This window comes from Haloarcula mannanilytica, assembly GCF_005406125.1.
In the GTDB taxonomy this organism is placed as follows: domain Archaea; phylum Halobacteriota; class Halobacteria; order Halobacteriales; family Haloarculaceae; genus Haloarcula; species Haloarcula mannanilytica.
Genome location: NZ_BIXZ01000021.1, coordinates 1 through 14,369 on the forward strand (window position 1 = coordinate 1; position 14,369 = coordinate 14,369).

Annotated in this window: 15 protein-coding genes and 1 pseudogene; 3 read left to right on the forward strand and 13 right to left on the reverse strand. The window is 55.8% G+C overall.

Going from position 1 to position 14,369, the window contains the following annotated elements; translation table 11 throughout:
- The 5 genes and pseudogenes from Harman_RS21870 to Harman_RS20810 all read right to left on the reverse strand — a co-directional run.
- Window positions 1-288, reverse strand: a pseudogene (locus Harman_RS21870) (ABC transporter substrate-binding protein); the annotation flags it as partial.
- An 840-nt stretch (window positions 289-1,128) separates the two neighbouring features.
- Window positions 1,129-1,944, reverse strand: coding sequence for an MBL fold metallo-hydrolase (locus tag Harman_RS20795; RefSeq protein WP_137685584.1), 816 nt, complete (start codon window positions 1,942-1,944; stop codon window positions 1,129-1,131).
- Window positions 1,945-1,949: 5 nt separating this feature from the next.
- A complete protein-coding gene (locus Harman_RS20800) occupies window positions 1,950-2,549 on the reverse strand; it encodes an ECF transporter S component (RefSeq protein ID WP_137685585.1) in 600 nt (199 codons plus the stop codon).
- A 122-nt stretch (window positions 2,550-2,671) separates the two neighbouring features.
- Entirely contained in the window at window positions 2,672-3,493 is an 822-nt protein-coding gene (locus tag Harman_RS20805; protein WP_137685586.1) for an energy-coupling factor transporter transmembrane component T family protein, read from the reverse strand.
- Between the two features lie 5 nt (window positions 3,494-3,498).
- Entirely contained in the window at window positions 3,499-5,379 is a 1,881-nt protein-coding gene (locus tag Harman_RS20810; RefSeq protein ID WP_137685587.1) for an ABC transporter ATP-binding protein, read from the reverse strand.
- Window positions 5,380-5,876: 497 nt separating this feature from the next.
- Here Harman_RS20810 and Harman_RS20815 point away from each other — a divergent pair, with 497 nt between their 5' ends.
- Window positions 5,877-6,704, forward strand: coding sequence for an MBL fold metallo-hydrolase (locus tag Harman_RS20815; protein ID WP_137685588.1), 828 nt, complete (start codon window positions 5,877-5,879; stop codon window positions 6,702-6,704).
- Between the two features lie 123 nt (window positions 6,705-6,827).
- On the opposite strand, the gene Harman_RS20820 is transcribed toward Harman_RS20815, so the two are convergent.
- Window positions 6,828-7,415, reverse strand: a complete 588-nt coding sequence (locus tag Harman_RS20820; RefSeq protein ID WP_137685589.1) for an AsnC family transcriptional regulator — start codon at window positions 7,413-7,415, stop codon at window positions 6,828-6,830.
- Between the two features lie 202 nt (window positions 7,416-7,617).
- On the opposite strand from Harman_RS20820, the gene Harman_RS20825 reads away from it, so the two are divergent.
- A complete protein-coding gene (locus tag Harman_RS20825) occupies window positions 7,618-8,616 on the forward strand; it encodes a hypothetical protein (RefSeq protein WP_137685590.1) in 999 nt (332 codons plus the stop codon).
- Here Harman_RS20825 and Harman_RS20830 read toward each other — a convergent pair whose 3' ends face one another.
- Window positions 8,617-9,108 (reverse strand): DUF3368 domain-containing protein, encoded by a 492-nt coding sequence (locus Harman_RS20830; RefSeq protein WP_137685591.1) that lies wholly within the window; start codon window positions 9,106-9,108, stop codon window positions 8,617-8,619. It lies immediately after the preceding gene.
- The gene (locus tag Harman_RS20835; protein ID WP_137685592.1) at window positions 9,098-9,343 is read right to left on the reverse strand and encodes a UPF0175 family protein; all 246 of its coding nucleotides are present in this window, start codon (window positions 9,341-9,343) and stop codon (window positions 9,098-9,100) included. The genes Harman_RS20830 and Harman_RS20835 overlap by 11 nt, the downstream gene beginning before the upstream one ends.
- A gap of 174 nt (window positions 9,344-9,517) precedes the next feature.
- Here Harman_RS20835 and Harman_RS20840 point away from each other — a divergent pair, with 174 nt between their 5' ends.
- Entirely contained in the window at window positions 9,518-9,766 is a 249-nt protein-coding gene (locus tag Harman_RS20840) for a hypothetical protein (RefSeq protein WP_137685593.1), read from the forward strand.
- A gap of 131 nt (window positions 9,767-9,897) precedes the next feature.
- Here the strand turns inward: Harman_RS20840 and Harman_RS20845 are convergent, their stop codons facing one another.
- The 5 genes from Harman_RS20845 to Harman_RS20860 all read right to left on the reverse strand — a co-directional run bounded on the left by Harman_RS20845 (window position 9,898) and on the right by Harman_RS20860 (window position 14,114).
- Window positions 9,898-11,046 (reverse strand): Fic family protein, encoded by a 1,149-nt coding sequence (locus tag Harman_RS20845; RefSeq protein ID WP_137685594.1) that lies wholly within the window; start codon window positions 11,044-11,046, stop codon window positions 9,898-9,900.
- A gap of 366 nt (window positions 11,047-11,412) precedes the next feature.
- Window positions 11,413-12,294, reverse strand: coding sequence for a hypothetical protein (locus Harman_RS20850; RefSeq protein ID WP_137685595.1), 882 nt, complete (start codon window positions 12,292-12,294; stop codon window positions 11,413-11,415).
- A 187-nt stretch (window positions 12,295-12,481) separates the two neighbouring features.
- Entirely contained in the window at window positions 12,482-12,616 is a 135-nt protein-coding gene (locus Harman_RS22050; RefSeq protein WP_268812819.1) for a hypothetical protein, read from the reverse strand.
- Between the two features lie 3 nt (window positions 12,617-12,619).
- Entirely contained in the window at window positions 12,620-12,916 is a 297-nt protein-coding gene (locus Harman_RS20855) for a hypothetical protein (RefSeq protein WP_137685596.1), read from the reverse strand.
- Between the two features lie 880 nt (window positions 12,917-13,796).
- A complete protein-coding gene (locus tag Harman_RS20860; protein ID WP_137685597.1) occupies window positions 13,797-14,114 on the reverse strand; it encodes a PadR family transcriptional regulator in 318 nt (105 codons plus the stop codon).
- Between the last annotated feature and the right edge of the window lie 255 nt (window positions 14,115-14,369).

Here is a 14,369-nt window from a genome sequence, read left to right on the forward strand (position 1 = left end):
GTCGGCCTTCCCTAGTGCAATACCCATATCACCGTACGTACTGAGAAACGCTAGCCAAGTCTCCGGCTGTTCCTCGAACTCAACAGTACCCATCGGCTCCATTGTCACCGTGTACGACGAGTCATCGGGGGTAGTCGTCTCCTCAGATGTCGGCTCCGAAGTGTTTGAAGCGTCGCCGCTGCTACCCCCGGAACACCCGGCTAATAGACCACTAATGGCGACGGTCCCACCGTACTTCATGTAGTCTCGTCGCGTCGGTTCTCCCTGCCTTTTACTGTTGTTTGACACATAATTTAGGCGACCCTAAAAATATATAATTGCTTTGGTTTTAGATGAACCGGTTTTGTTGAAATCCTCTGTTGGAGACACATGTTGTGCTGGTTATGGTCAATACAGACCGTTACTTCTCAGTCCGAACCTTGCCTGCGGTCAAACAGCAAGACAGGAACACTTACGAGTACCGCAAGCAACAGACTTGCGCCAATGATTGCGAAAAACACGTCTGATAACCCCTCCGTTGTCACGTAATCGTACGACAAAGCAGCGGCCACAACTAAAGAGAGTCCTATGAAAAGTAGCTGGCGAAATTCCGAAGACCAGTACATAGACATGTTCATATTACGAGGTAGAATATCTGTTGACAAATACGTATGGGTAGAGTTTGATATACTTGCAGACGTACTGAGCGGCTGTTTCATTCCAAATCCCCTAATGAGAACTCTCAGTGAGTTGAGGTTTTATGGTCAGAACGGAGAACCTACGTGGCAATTGTTCTATCGTCGGTTAACCGGAACGCTCTGAAAACCCAACAATTGCCTCCGCAATCGCCATGCCGATACCAACACCGAGTGCGGTAAAGAGCGCACTCCGTAGTGACTCACTAAGTAGAGAACCAACTACAAAACCCACGATAACAGCGACTACGAACGAGAACAAGATGCGACCACTAAGTGATTGTATGGGGAGGGCGTCAATGCCCCCTGATAAGAGAAGTATGAGCAAAAGTTCTCTGATGATTACGCAGACATACTGAGCGGGTGGTTCTCCCTCATAGGTGCTGAAACAAACTACCTTGTGCACTATTTTATGATACCCTATTGTTCGAACTATGGCACATATAGCGCGCGATCAAACTCCGTCGAGTTGTATCGTACTCCCGACACCCGCTGGTTCAAAGATCTCTGGAAGACGCTCAATGAGGATCCCCATCGCCGCTGTCCCTGTACAGTGGGCACCGACGAGGAGGTCGAGTTTTCTTGCTAACCAGTCCGCTATCTGATGAATCTCTTCGGAATCCATGGCAATCAGGTGTGTACCACCGATTATATATCGAACATCGCCACCATATACCGACTCTGCGTGTTCAACTGTGTTCCGTAACCCGGCGTGACAGCACCCCAATACCAATGCCAACCCATCACCAGTCTCTACGACGACTGACTGATCGTCCATGATCGGATCCTTGGAGACATTGTCTTCTCGCTCGACTTTGCCGATAACATGATCCTGATGTTTTCGGGGGATCTCGCCGAGTGCGTAGACGCCGTTAGCAACCTCAACGGGATCTCGGTGTTCGACAATGTTCGCCTTCGCTTCGAGCGTCGACTTCGTGTACGGTATTCCCAGCGGTGCGCCGTCAAACTGCCCATCACGGTCGAGATAGCGGTGATCCCAAATATCGGGGTGACAGTAGACGTTGGGCTGGTTCATCACATTCAGTACACCTAGCATCCCGCTTGTGTGGTCGAAATGCGAGTGGCTCACTACGACTGAGCCGAACTCTTCGACTGGGACGCCGAGCAGTTTCGCGTTATGTATGGCGGCCGATTGGCCTGTATCCAGAAGTACATCTCCGATCGCAACCGAAAATCCCCACTCTCCACGCAGCCCACGTGGGTAGGGCCTGGCAACTGTATTATCCGACAAAATTGTGATTTCGACCATTGCGATCACGACCTCATGTCCACGTCGTCGACGATCGGATACGCAGACAGAACCCCGGTCTCCGCGAGTTTATCAGCCAGCAGTTTCGCGAGGAGACCACTCAGAATCATCCCACTGAGACCGTGGCCAACGATGAGCGCCGCCTGCATCGGTAGTGCCAGGGTCTGGAAGCTAGAGGGGATGTATATCGCGCCGAGCGAGAGAAGCCCTGCGGCCGCACCACTGACCAGCATCATAGATCGGTCGTACCGGCGGTACTGCGTTAGGAGGAAGGGAATCTCCGAACCGAGCCTGGCGACAATTGTCGGGACGGTTACTGCCAAGCCGAACGGTGTGAGCGGGATCCAGACGAGTCCCACGAAGACCCCGTTGAGAATCGATGCCCCGGGTTTGCGAACGATATACAGTGCCATCAATCCGGGGAGGTAGAACAACCCAGAGTTCAGAATCGTTCCCAGCGGGCCCAGCGCCGCTCGTATCGTGAACCCGGCGAACACAGCTGGTAATAGCGCCAGTCCGGGGATGATCCCCAGCGCGGCGACGACCAGCAAGTCTCTCGTTTCCCAATTTCTGACGGCCGTCAATTGCTTGGTGAGTGCTGACATCTATCTTGACTTTGAACCGACATTGTTTATATTTTTAGGTCGGCCTAAAATAGGGCGATAGTTCGATAATCACGGCTGAATACGGTGCTGGAACAGAAAATCAGTACACTAAGTTTCGACATTCATCGTAGGATAGTCAGCGTTCCGAGCGCTTCCAGATACCACAGTGTTAGGACGATTCCAACAGAAAGCGTCCAGAAGAACACGACGAACGTGATATCCGCGCTAGTAATCGAATACGTACGGTAGTGGGTTCGCTCGTCGTACGCACCAAATGCCCGTGCATCCATTGCGAGAGCAGTCCGCTCAGCGCGACGGATCGCATTCACGAACAGAGGTATCGCGTAGCGACTCATTCGGTGGAGTCGGTCGCGAAGACTGTCAGTGTCCGGTGTACCCCTGACTGTATGGGCCGCTCGAATCGTTTCTACGTCGGATCGCATCTTCGGTGCGAACCGAAAGGCAGCAATCGCACTGTATCCGATTCGGTACGGGAGACCGAGATTCTGAACCAGTGCACGGAGAAACGATTCCGTCTCTGTCGTCAGGACAAACAGCAATGACAAGATGGACAGTGCGAGGATGCGTAGTCCTGTAGCCACACCGACACGCAATCCGGACTCTCGCACTGCAAGTGGCCCCAAAGATGCAAAGACATCTGAGGAGGTTCCGGCTGAACTACCGACGACAAACGGATAGACGAACAGGAAACTCGCTGCAAGCGCCACAAGCGGGCCCGCGACACGGAGGTAGTCCACTGGCGAAAGACGGCCCAAGACGATTGTCACGAGAGCGCCGAACGCGACGAACGCTAGCGGCGTGTACGGATCAGTGACGAGCATCAGTACCCCCATCGCTGGTGTGATAGCCAAGAGCTTGCTCACCGGGTTCAATCGCTGGAGTACCCCTGCTTCATCCGTCTGATCGTTCAGTTTGGCCCGCATCGGACTCACCGTTCCTCCCCGTAATCTAGGGCGGATGAGAAGGTAGCGTCGTGATCAGAGGTCGGTGGCTTCGTTTGCTCGCCGGTACAGTGCTCGTAGCAACGGTCCAGCGTCGCAGGACCCGAAAACCCGGACAGACCGTCAGCGAGTTCAGCTAGCGGCGGTCGAGAAAGGTGTGCGGCCGAGAGCGTTTCGGGGTCCTCAAATAGGTCCGACGGCGTCCCATGGAACTGTACTTCGCCGTCGACCAGTACGGCGACAGTATCAGCGTGTTCCGCAATGATCCGCATGTCGTGGGTTAGTACAATGACTGTCCGTCCGACTTCGTGCAACTCGGACAGCGTCTCCATGAGGGCGTCGGCGTTCGCACGGTCCTGTCCGTAGGTCGGTTCGTCGACGATGAGTATATCTTGGCCGACCACGAGCATCGTCGCCACGCTAAGTCTGCGTTTCTCGCCGTGACTGAGAGTGAACGGATTCCTATCGGCGTAGCCAGTCAAGTTGAATCGCTCAAGTGTCTGTTGGACGCGGTGTTCAATCTCGTCGGCGTCAAAATCGAGTTGTCGAAGCCCATACGCCAACTCATCCCAGACGCTATCTGTGACGAACTGATACTCCGGATTCTGGAACACGTATCCAACCTTCTGGCTGACCTCACGTGATGGGAGTGTCGTCACGTCACGGCCGTCAATGAACACTGTTTCCGGTGGCAGGGAGCGGACGCCGATACAGTGTTTCGCAAGTGTCGATTTCCCCGCTCCGTTGGGTCCGACGAGAGCAAGGAATGAGCCTTCTGGAACGGAGAGTTCAACGTCTTTCAACACAGGATTCGATTTCTCGTCTGTCCCATACCGAGCGTTCAATCCACAGATATCGAGTGCAGGAGACTTCGTGGCTCCGTCGCCCGGCTCTTGTTCGGTGGCTCCATCCGGCCGGACTACGGAACGATCTGATAGAGAGGTACTGTTCTCTGGTTGGCTACCGCCATCGGACGGTTGAGAATCGCACCACGGTTCCCTTGACCGTTGCTTGGTAAGTACGTCTTTGAGGGTATCTGTCGCTTGATCGACGGTCACGGGGAGCGATGTCGAACCTGGCCAGGCCCCGCTTGAACGGAGTTCGAGTGCGAGTCGTGTGGCAGCGGGAATCCAGATTCCCTCACGTCGGAGCCGCCGCGGGTTTTCGCCAAAGACAGTTTCTGGTGTCCCATCGAGGAACAGGTCCCCGTCACTGTCAAGTACGAGCGTCCGATCGACAGCGTCAATCAGTGATTCACACTGGTGTTCGAGCAGGACGATTGTCCTAGATTCGTCCCGGGATAACTTCCTAAGGAGTCCGTAGATAGCTTCGGTTCCCCGTGGGTCGAGATTTGCTGTCGGTTCATCCAACACGAGTATCTCCGGCTCCATCGCCAGCTGGCATGCAATTGCGAGCCGCTGTTTTTCTCCCCCCGACAGTGTGTCGATTTGGCGGCTCTCTAACCCCGAAAGGCCGACAGTATCAAGCGCATTGGCTATCCGCTTCGAAATCTCAGAGGTCTGAACCTGCAGATTTTCAAGTCCGAAGGCAATTTCAGTTTCGACTGTCGACGTGACGAACTGCAAGCTTGGATTCTGGAACACGAGGCCGACCTGCTTTGCAAGGTCAGCTTGTGAGGTCTCGGTGACGTCGCGTCCACTGATTTTGATTGTTCCCCGAAGCTCACCGGGCACACTGTGCGGAATGAGGCCGTTGAAACATCTCGCGAGTGTACTCTTCCCAGAGCCGGACGGGCCAAGCAGAAGAACGAACTCCCCGGTGTCAATATCGAGGGAAACACATGACGGCTTCCACTCTCGGTGCCCACGATATCTAAACCGGAGTTCGTGTGTCTGGATTTGTGACATGGGAGCCGGCTCAGATCACTTCCCCAGTTCCCACTGCTGAAATGAAGGGGCAGCGCCCGTTCTTGCTGTTCATTCAGGTTATCTGTCTATTCGGATGGGACTCTTAATGGAATTTGCACTAGAAAAAGAAAGGCAGGGCAGAATCCAATCTTGAAAAGCTAAATGGAATCGTCAATCGATCTAGAATCCAGATAGCACGGTTCTACTGACAGACTTGTGCGCTCTCCAGGGAATTACTGCCACAAATCGATTGAATACCAGCGAGACAATTGGGCCGCCGTGTTGATAGACAGCCACACTTGCCGATTAAGATTCGAAATTCAAAATACGGGCTCTCTGTACTTCGATTTTCAATTGAAAACCGCATTCAGAAACGCGCCCCTATCTGTGAGCGTTACGATGGCTTACAGTCCGAGAGTCCGTTCGGTCGATGACCGACATCGGAACCGTGACCGACGTGTGACAACATACCGTATCGAAGTTTTGGGTTGCGAAGTATGAACGTGACAATTCTCGCGGACAACACCGTCGCAACGGGCGTTCCGAAGGGCCTCCGCGGTGAGTGGGGGTTTGCAGCAGCCGTTGGCGACGTGCTATTCGATACTGGCCAATCGTCGGCAGCTCTGGAGAATGCGCGACTACTCAATGTCGGGGCAGAATTTGAACACATCGTGCTGAGTCACGCACACTACGACCACACTGAGGGGTTGAAGGAGTTCCTTGACCCGTTTGAGCGCCCGACAGTCTACTGTCATCCCGACATCTGGACCGCGCGATACATTCAGGAACCGGCCGACGGAAGGACACTTGAGGAGCCGATCCACATCGGTATCCCCTACGCACGGTCTGAAGTCGAGACGGGCGCCGAAGTTGTCGAACACCGTGAGCCAGTGGAGGTCTACGAGGGCGTGTACGCACTCGGCGAGGTTCCCAGACGTCATGCGGACAACCCGATCCATCTGCGCAAGGCCGACGGCGACCTAGTCGAGGACTCGGTACCCGACGACCAATCGATTGCCGTCGAGACCACCGACGGGGCGGCGCTAGTGCTCGGGTGTTGTCACGCGGGCCTCCGGAACACTATCGAGCACGCAGAGACGGTGACCGGCCAAGATATTCGCTACGTCATCGGCGGCACCCATCTGGTCGACTGTGACGCGGACGATATTCACGAGCTTGCGGACTGGTTGGAGGGGAAGCTCGACGTATTCGCTGGGACTCACTGCACCGGCTTCCAAGCCGAGAAGATTTTCTCGGAACGGCTCCAAGACGCCTTCCGGTCGGTCGGCGTCGGGAGTTCGATCGAACTTCCATCGACGGCCTGACACCACACAAGGAATTGTCAGCAACGAGTCCCAAGTTCTCGTCTGAGGACACCCATGACGGACTATGTATCGATGGGATTGCTCAGTGAGATGCCAAGATGCTGAATCCACGTTTTGAATTACTCAGACGCCTTCCTTGAGTCGATTAAATTTGTCTTCAAACTGGCGCTGGCAGGTCGAACAGCAGAAGTGATACATTCGGTTGTCGAACCATTCAGACTGCCCCTCGCTGTCGACGGTGTTTCCACACTCTGTACAGGTGAGCGCGAACTCTGTCCCGTCGAGCGACGGTTGCCACTCGATCGTGTCGATGAGCGTCACGGTATACTCCGCTTTGTCGGCTGGCTCCAGCAGGCTACGGAGCCACGGGTGAACGTTGTGGACATCAACCCTCGCATTGAACCACAACTCGCCGCCAGCAGTTACCATCACGTGTTCCACTGCGTCGGATTCGTCGAGACGCGATCGGAGCGTGTCAAATGAATGTCCGGGGTCAACCTGGACAAAAATCTGTGCGCCGGTTCCGAGCTGGGTTCGGTCGATGTCGACGGTAAAGCGGTTGATGACTCCCGCATCTTGCAGCCGTTCGATACGGTTGGCGACAGCAGGACCTGACAGGTCTACTTCCTTAGCGATGTCTGTGTACGAGCGTCGGGCGTCATGACTGAGCAGCCGTAGAATCTCGATGTCGGTCTCGTCGAGAGAAGCCATACACATGATAAAAAGTGATGTGAGAAATAACCTGTAGTTAGAAAAACAAAATATAGACCTGCAAAACCGATCTCATCTAATGATAATCGCATTAATTGATTCGACTCTCTGTAGAAGTGCAGGATTCCATCGAATAACAGACTGCACTCCTGTATCGGCTGCGCTCGTTTTCTGCGTTCCACGGGGCTGAGGTTTAAGTACCATGACGAACGCAACCAAGCGTGTGACTGGTCGGAATCCTGAATTTGACCCCGCAGACATTCGGGGTGCAGCCAGTTCTGACCCTGATACAAGGGGTGACGGGCGGGAACGAGTCCTCCAGTCGCGGGGATATCCAAGCCGGACAGAAGGAGATGCGCGCAGTCGTGCGACCTGTGGTCAGGATATTCCCACTGAGGAGTCCCAGTGCCCGTTCTGTGCACACATCGGCGTCTCCGAAACAGCTACCGACGCTCAAGACGACAGTTCACTTTCCGAGTGGACATTCGGGCGGGTCGTGCTCGCGCTCGTTGAGGCGAACTCTGACTTCCACGCACGGGCACTTGGCGCTGCGGCCTTCTCCGTGTCTGATAGCATCGCCAGCGGCGACGATACCTCCCACGGAACGGTGAAATGTCGAGCAGCGTTCGGCACTGAGCCAGCGTCGAATCTCACTCACGGGTGGCCCGACCTGCCGACCGAAACCACGATCGACGAGGAAACTGGACAAACGCTCTTAGCGACAGCCGACGAACAGACTAACTGGGACGGGTCTGATGTCCAGCCACGGATCTATCTCGAGGACGGGTCACCGATTACCGACCGCTCGGAGTTCCAGCGGCTCACAGACGAGTTCCGACAGGACGAGGGGACGTACTGGCTTGTGCCCGGCGTCGTGCAGCGCCATCTAGCGAGAGCCGAACCGGAGATAGTTGGAATCGGGTTCTACTGTCGACAGTGTGGTGCCGTAACGGGACACGAATCCCATGGGCTTGATGGCTTCGAGTGCCACTCACATCGTGACCGCATGATCTGGACCTGCAGAGAGTGTGGACAGCACCGACACGAGCCCGAACAGGAGGATGACACCGAGGAAGTCACGGGCTATGAGCATCTTCCCGATGGTGTCTCGCCGGAAGATATCCACGGTGACGAACCAGACTTCCAGGAGCAGATCAGTGCCTATCGCGAGCGCCATGGCTTCTTCCCGTGGGAGCGGTAGCTATTCTGCTGCTTCAGAGAGGACCTTTGAGTAAAGCTCATCAGAGATCCAGAAGCCAGCGTCACGAAGGGCATCAAGTTCGTGTTTTAATTCAATGTCTCCAGCATTGGCTCCGCGGAGTAATATCCCGATGACACCCGTTACGCTCAGGTTGTGTCTCCGAGCGACCTGTCGACCGTCCTTTTCATCCAAAAGGATGAGGTCAGCACCGTGTTCGATAGCATGACAAATAGCGGCTGTTTCCCCAAGATCCAGCTCGTGGAAGATTTCAGTGAAGAGGTGTGACTGTTCCACCTCGGTAATCGTCAGGAACTCATCGTCATGCAACGAGCGAAGCGCGTCTACACCTGCTTCTCCATCAGTGAGTTCGTCCCAAACCTGCCGCGGAACGGTGATACCCGAAAACTGCGATTTGAGAAGGGAGAGTTGGTCGATGAGTGCAAGATTCAGCATCGGTGACGTGTCCGAGACTACAAGCTCGTTATTCGGCATAGTCGAGGTCTTCGGCAAGTTCAGTGTCGGTGTAATGGCGTGGGATTTCGCGGTCGCCGAGTAATCTCTGGAACTCCCGATGGGACAGTTCTGCCAGTGCACGCGCTTTGCCGAACGAAAGGACATCACGTGCGTAAAGCGAGACAGCCAGTTCTTGCTTCATTGCCTGCGGCCGCTCTCCTTCCGGAATCTGGAGTGCCTCATACACCTCTTCGTCAATTTCGAGAGTAGCCATACTCGTCTGTTGGATAACCCGATTATTGAGTGTTTGGCTACTCGGCCCAGATATGAAAATAGGGCGTACCATCTGTTCGGTCTAAAGCTCTGTATTGGCGGGATTGGGTACGAGACTACCCCTCGTTTACTGGACGGCCGCAATTTTCTGACTCCCTTGTGGCCGGAGGACATCGTGAGTGACACAGAACCGCCTTCGTTCGAGGAGTATGACTTCGACCACGGTGACCGCGTTTGCGTCGACTGGACAGACGGAAAGGGACCACTTGACGAGGTCGTGGGCACTGTCTCGGGTATCTCGCGTAGCACCGGCGACGTGATCGTCTCTGTCGAGGCCGACAACGATCAGTATCCCGACCATTCGATCTACGGCGGGACCCATGACTGCGCTCCCGAGTGGGTCGAACCGCGAGAGCAATCCTAGTCTGACGGTGGGGGACTCTCACCTAATTTTGTGGGCCTCTGGCAGGTGAGAGGCGTTCCGGTGAGACCGTCTTGACCACCATATCAGACAAGCACCCAACCAGACCAAGTTAGTTCGTTCACGCACCGCTTTCACTCCAAGGGCTGATCGAGAATGTCGAAGATATCGATAGCCTTGAACTCCTGATACCGCTCTTTCCCCGTTGTTTCAGCCAGGACATCCTGTGCCTCAAGTTCTCGGATTGCGTTCCGTGCTGTCTGTGGGGTCACATCTAGTAGCTCGGCGACGTCGTTTGTGGTCAGGTATGGCTGTTTGAACAGGCGCATCGCCAACCGGTCGGCGGCTGTTTTTTCATGTCCATAGGTTCGCTCGTACTCTCGGCGAAGATTCCGAAGGTCGTTTGTTCGTGTGACTGCCTCAGCAGCTTGCGAGCGAATCCCCTCGACAAAGAACTCTAGCCAGGGCTCCCAGGCACCCGTTTCGCTGACTGTTCGCATCCGGTCGGCATACTCGATCTTGTTGCGGTTGAAATACGCGCTCGGATACAGATATGGTTGTGTGAGATAGCCGTTCTGGATCAGCTGCAACGTGATGAGGATACGCCCCAGTCGGCCGTTCCCATCCTCGAAGGGATGAATTGTCTCGAACTGATAATGGACAAGCCCAAGCTGGACCAGGTCGTGGTACTCGCTGGACGTGTTGCAATACTCGATTAGATTTGCCATCAACTCCGGAATCCGGTCCGGTGCTGGTGGGACAAATGGTTCCTGGAACGACGAGGCTGCCGGGAGATTGATCGGCTTCGCACGGAACTCCCCAGGGTACTCACAGTGGCCGCGCACGTCCGCCATCAGTAACTTGTGCAGGTCCTGTAACAGTCCAAGTGTGATCTGGTCGCCCTCGGAAAGCCGCGTCGCGCCTTCAGTGATTGTCCGCTCGTAATTGAGTGCTTCTTGGACATCCTTCCGAGTGGTTCCGCTATCAGCGAGTTCCTGGGATCGGAATACGTCCTCGATATCGATATCTGCACCCTCAAGCACGACCGATTCGACGGCTTCGCGACGGACCATCGTCGTGTACAGTAGCGGATTGGCTTCCGTTTCGTCGCCGATCCCTTCTAACCGCCCAAGCTGGTAGATTGCGTCTTGGAGCAACTGTTGGAAGTCGGCGGTGAATTCAAGCTCATGTGCCGGTGGCAGTGGATCTGGGAGATAGTACGGCCGGCGGCCGAAGGGAACATACTCGCCAGGAGCGTCATCCGGAAGATTGGTGTCCGCCATTTTGCTTGCAGTCGTTGTACCCGAGCTAAGGCAAAAACAACTGTGGTGTATTTTGGTTACCACGTCGGGTTGCCGATATTCTTATATATGCGGGAAATCGGAGAGCGTCGCTAACCCAAATCGACGATTAGAGGGGCGGGCAGGTTACGGGACTAGGGCCTTCCGTCACACCCGTTGTGAGAGCGGTGAGTGCGCTGGTCACTCCGTTCGTGTTACGACCACTCACTACACTTCTGACAATAGTGGGTCGCCCCCGGTTCCTGTAGCTAGCGAACAGCGGCGTCGGCAGCGGCAGGGCACGTACCACCGCGTCCGACAGCGTCGATTGAGTGTCGGTTCGTGTCCTATCCGGCGTGTGTCACAGGGTTAGGGTGTGGACTCCACCACAACGGGTGTGACGCCACCGGTCGCGGCTTTGTGGTCGGTGTTCTCTAACAGATCGAGGCCGATGTAGCGTTTTTCGAGCAACCCTTCGGCTGCTGCCATATCCATCGCGAGGATTTCCGTTTTCGTCTGGTCTCGCCCGACCTTCCGGGTTTTCTCGACGATATCATCGCCGCCCAATTCGACGAGTGTCTCCCAGACACGCTTGATCGTCTGGCGATGGGGTTCCTTCCCGAGTTCTGCGGTGAGGGCCGTTTGCAGATCGGCTTTGGTCATGAACACGCCGCTGCCGTCGGTTCGTGTCGTGGCAAACTCCGGCCAGCGTTTGGCGGCGGCAATGGCCCGGTAGGTGTTCTGGCGATTGGCCTCTTCGACGAAAGTCTGCTTGACTTTCGACTGGCGACAGTTTGCGAAGAAATCCAGTGGTGAGGAACTTGGTTCAATACCCTCTGGCAACTGTTCGGCGTCTTCTTGCTGGTCGGAATCGGCTTCGAGTTGCTGTGCCTTCGCGATGGCACTCTTGGCGACATCGTGGGTGGTCTCTTGCCGGGTTTCGACATCGTTGAGGCGACTCTCGTTTTCAGCGGCTGTGCCGACGGCCGTCGTCGCAACGTCGTGGGTCTGTGCAACGTCGTCCTCTAAATCGTCGACGCGCTCTTGGAGGTCCTCAATGGTCGCAACCAGCAGTTCAAGAACACTCGAAACGGGGGGTGAGACCTCGTCACCGAGTTCGCTGACAAGTGATTGGAGTTCGTCGGTATCCGTGTCACCGTGTCCAATGTCCATGCCGAGTTCGTAGGCCAGCGCGTGGTCGGTAGCTGTACTCTCGGTGCCGTCATCGTCGGGAGTTGTGTGTCGTGGCATCGTGACCAGAGGACCCGCCCTCGGAATCGAACCGAGCACTGCTGACCACAGCACGGGCTATCGAGGTGTCGAATGGCGCTGCACCGCTGACTGACAACGGTGTCTCGTGGGAACCGGGGGAGACGCTCTCTTGCCTGCCAGCTTCAGAGACGACCAGTATCGATGCCGGTAGGCATCCCGTGGCGGGTCACATCCCGATCACCGCTGGGCGCTTGCTTCTGATGTCGTGGACGAAATCGCCGACCATGTCGCGGAGCCACCGCTTGTCGGGCTGTTCGGGCACTGTGTCGCCTTCAGTCGTGACCGAGGTGTCGGCGGTCATCTACTACTCTCCTCCCACGAACGGCCCAGGACGGCTGCTGTCGCGTTCGACTCGCGCATAGTCTGTTATGGGGACCGTGAACAACATGGGCTCGTCAGCAGACTCGATGGCGATGGCTACCTGCCGGCGGGTGGCTGTGTCTGGCTCGGATGTTCGCAGTTGGTGGATGGTCTCGGTCGACAGGTCGGCAAGCAAAACGCCTGTAACCTGGTTTTCGTCGACAGAACAGACCAGCCACAGCGGGTGACTGTCGGTGGTCGTGATGGCGACGATCTCGCCGACGGTGGGCTGGGGTGTCATCGAGCCACCTCCCGGTGGCAGGAATACGACCGAGCAGCAGTCGGAAAATCGCCACACTGGAGGCGAATATCACAAACGCTTTTATTACCAACTGTATACCGGTCGGTTAGGTTCTGCCCCGCGCTCCATGTTTCCCCGATAGCCAGCTGTCCGATCGAATGTGTTGGGTGCAGGACCTGTCGTCGGCAACGGCGACATTGGGTGGTGCGAGGCATGCCGATTTCCCCCGGCTGCCCACCATTCTGCTGCTTGGAATTCAGGAGCGGTGCAACCAGACCTGTTTCTTGGAGCTGGTGGTTCAGTCGGTTGTGATACGCCGAGAAACCGACAGACTGCAGCGGGATATGGCAAGCGTTTTCATAGCCACTCGTATCAGGACCACATGGGTTCCGTGCCCTGTTCACTCTCCATGGGTTCACCCATCCTCCCAACTGTGTCGGGGCTGGAGCCCGTCGTCGCCGACGATATCGGATGGTGCGTTGCATCCCGAATTTCCCACCCCCTAGCAACCTACCATTCTGCTGGTGAACACGGCGGAGCCACGGAGTATTGGTGTACGTACAGGCCTGTAAGCCGCTGGAAGGACCGGTACTGTGGCGAGAGCAGCTATGTCTGTGGGTGAGCGGAGATGTGGTAGCAAATGTCAAGCCTCCACAAAGGCTAATGATGAAGCGCCTATCAGACTCGATTGGGTTCTGGTCCCCGCTTTGAGCTCCCCTGATTGCTGGTCGTCTGACTGGGTTTCTCGGGTCCAGAACCCAGCCGTGCCTCTGACATTGTAGAATGGTGGGCGCTACTGCCCATAGCAGCCCACCATTTTCCCTCCAACCGAACGAGCAAGGTCGTATCGTACTCCTCCGATTGTATGGTATCGTTACCGTCATTGCTGTGATTCTCCGGCGACGGGACGGGGCTGGTCACAGAATCTGGCGAGTCTGTCGGCGTGGCGATGGAGGAGTTGTGTGCCAGCGTCAGTCAGCGTATACTCGTTGGTACGGGCGTCGAGTTCGTTGCGGGCGATGAGATCCAGCTCGGCGAGCTGGTCGAGGTTCTGGTAGAGGCGGCTGTGGTTGATCGGGTCGGCGTAGCGTTCATCGAGGTAGTCCTTGAGCGCGAGGCCATACGGTTCGTCGTCGACGCCGGCGATGGCTTCCAAGAGATCTCGCTGGAAGCCCGTGAGGTCATGGTAGGTTGTCATTGGTGGCCTCCGGTGGGATGCATCTGGCTGGTACTGAGAGAGTGCATGGGAAAAGTCTGGGGCGCGCGTGAACGGAAGTCGAACAAAAGTAGTTGGATGTACTGCAGCCTAGTGGTTTCCGAATGAACGGCTCCATTGAATCACTAGACTGCGCCGGTGTAGGTCAGTAAATCAAAGGAGTTGAAGCGGGTGAGTAGCGGTTTGCATGAACCTTACTTCCCGCTTCACCGAGGAGATGGTGTCGCTGGCCAAAAG

Excerpts from the sequence above, each read along its gene's own strand:
- Harman_RS20805 (WP_137685586.1), bottom strand. The coding sequence starts at position 3,493 with ATGCGGGCCAAACTGAACGATCAGACGGATGAAGCAGGGGTACTCCAG.
- Harman_RS20800 (WP_137685585.1), bottom strand. The coding sequence starts at position 2,549 with ATGTCAGCACTCACCAAGCAATTGACGGCCGTCAGAAATTGGGAAACG.
- Harman_RS20855 (WP_137685596.1), bottom strand. The coding sequence starts at position 12,916 with ATGACACCCCAGCCCACCGTCGGCGAGATCGTCGCCATCACGACCACC.
- Harman_RS20860 (WP_137685597.1), bottom strand. The coding sequence starts at position 14,114 with ATGACAACCTACCATGACCTCACGGGCTTCCAGCGAGATCTCTTGGAA.
- Harman_RS20845 (WP_137685594.1), bottom strand. The coding sequence starts at position 11,046 with ATGGCGGACACCAATCTTCCGGATGACGCTCCTGGCGAGTATGTTCCC.
- Harman_RS20850 (WP_137685595.1), bottom strand. The coding sequence starts at position 12,294 with ATGCCACGACACACAACTCCCGACGATGACGGCACCGAGAGTACAGCT.
- Harman_RS20815 (WP_137685588.1), top strand. The coding sequence starts at position 5,877 with ATGAACGTGACAATTCTCGCGGACAACACCGTCGCAACGGGCGTTCCG.
- Harman_RS20825 (WP_137685590.1), top strand. The coding sequence starts at position 7,618 with ATGACGAACGCAACCAAGCGTGTGACTGGTCGGAATCCTGAATTTGAC.
- Harman_RS20795 (WP_137685584.1), bottom strand. The coding sequence starts at position 1,944 with ATGGTCGAAATCACAATTTTGTCGGATAATACAGTTGCCAGGCCCTAC.
- Harman_RS20835 (WP_137685592.1), bottom strand. The coding sequence starts at position 9,343 with ATGGCTACTCTCGAAATTGACGAAGAGGTGTATGAGGCACTCCAGATT.
- Harman_RS22050 (WP_268812819.1), bottom strand. The coding sequence starts at position 12,616 with ATGACCGCCGACACCTCGGTCACGACTGAAGGCGACACAGTGCCCGAA.
- Harman_RS20820 (WP_137685589.1), bottom strand. The coding sequence starts at position 7,415 with ATGGCTTCTCTCGACGAGACCGACATCGAGATTCTACGGCTGCTCAGT.
- Harman_RS20810 (WP_137685587.1), bottom strand. The coding sequence starts at position 5,379 with ATGTCACAAATCCAGACACACGAACTCCGGTTTAGATATCGTGGGCAC.
- Harman_RS20830 (WP_137685591.1), bottom strand. The coding sequence starts at position 9,108 with ATGCCGAATAACGAGCTTGTAGTCTCGGACACGTCACCGATGCTGAAT.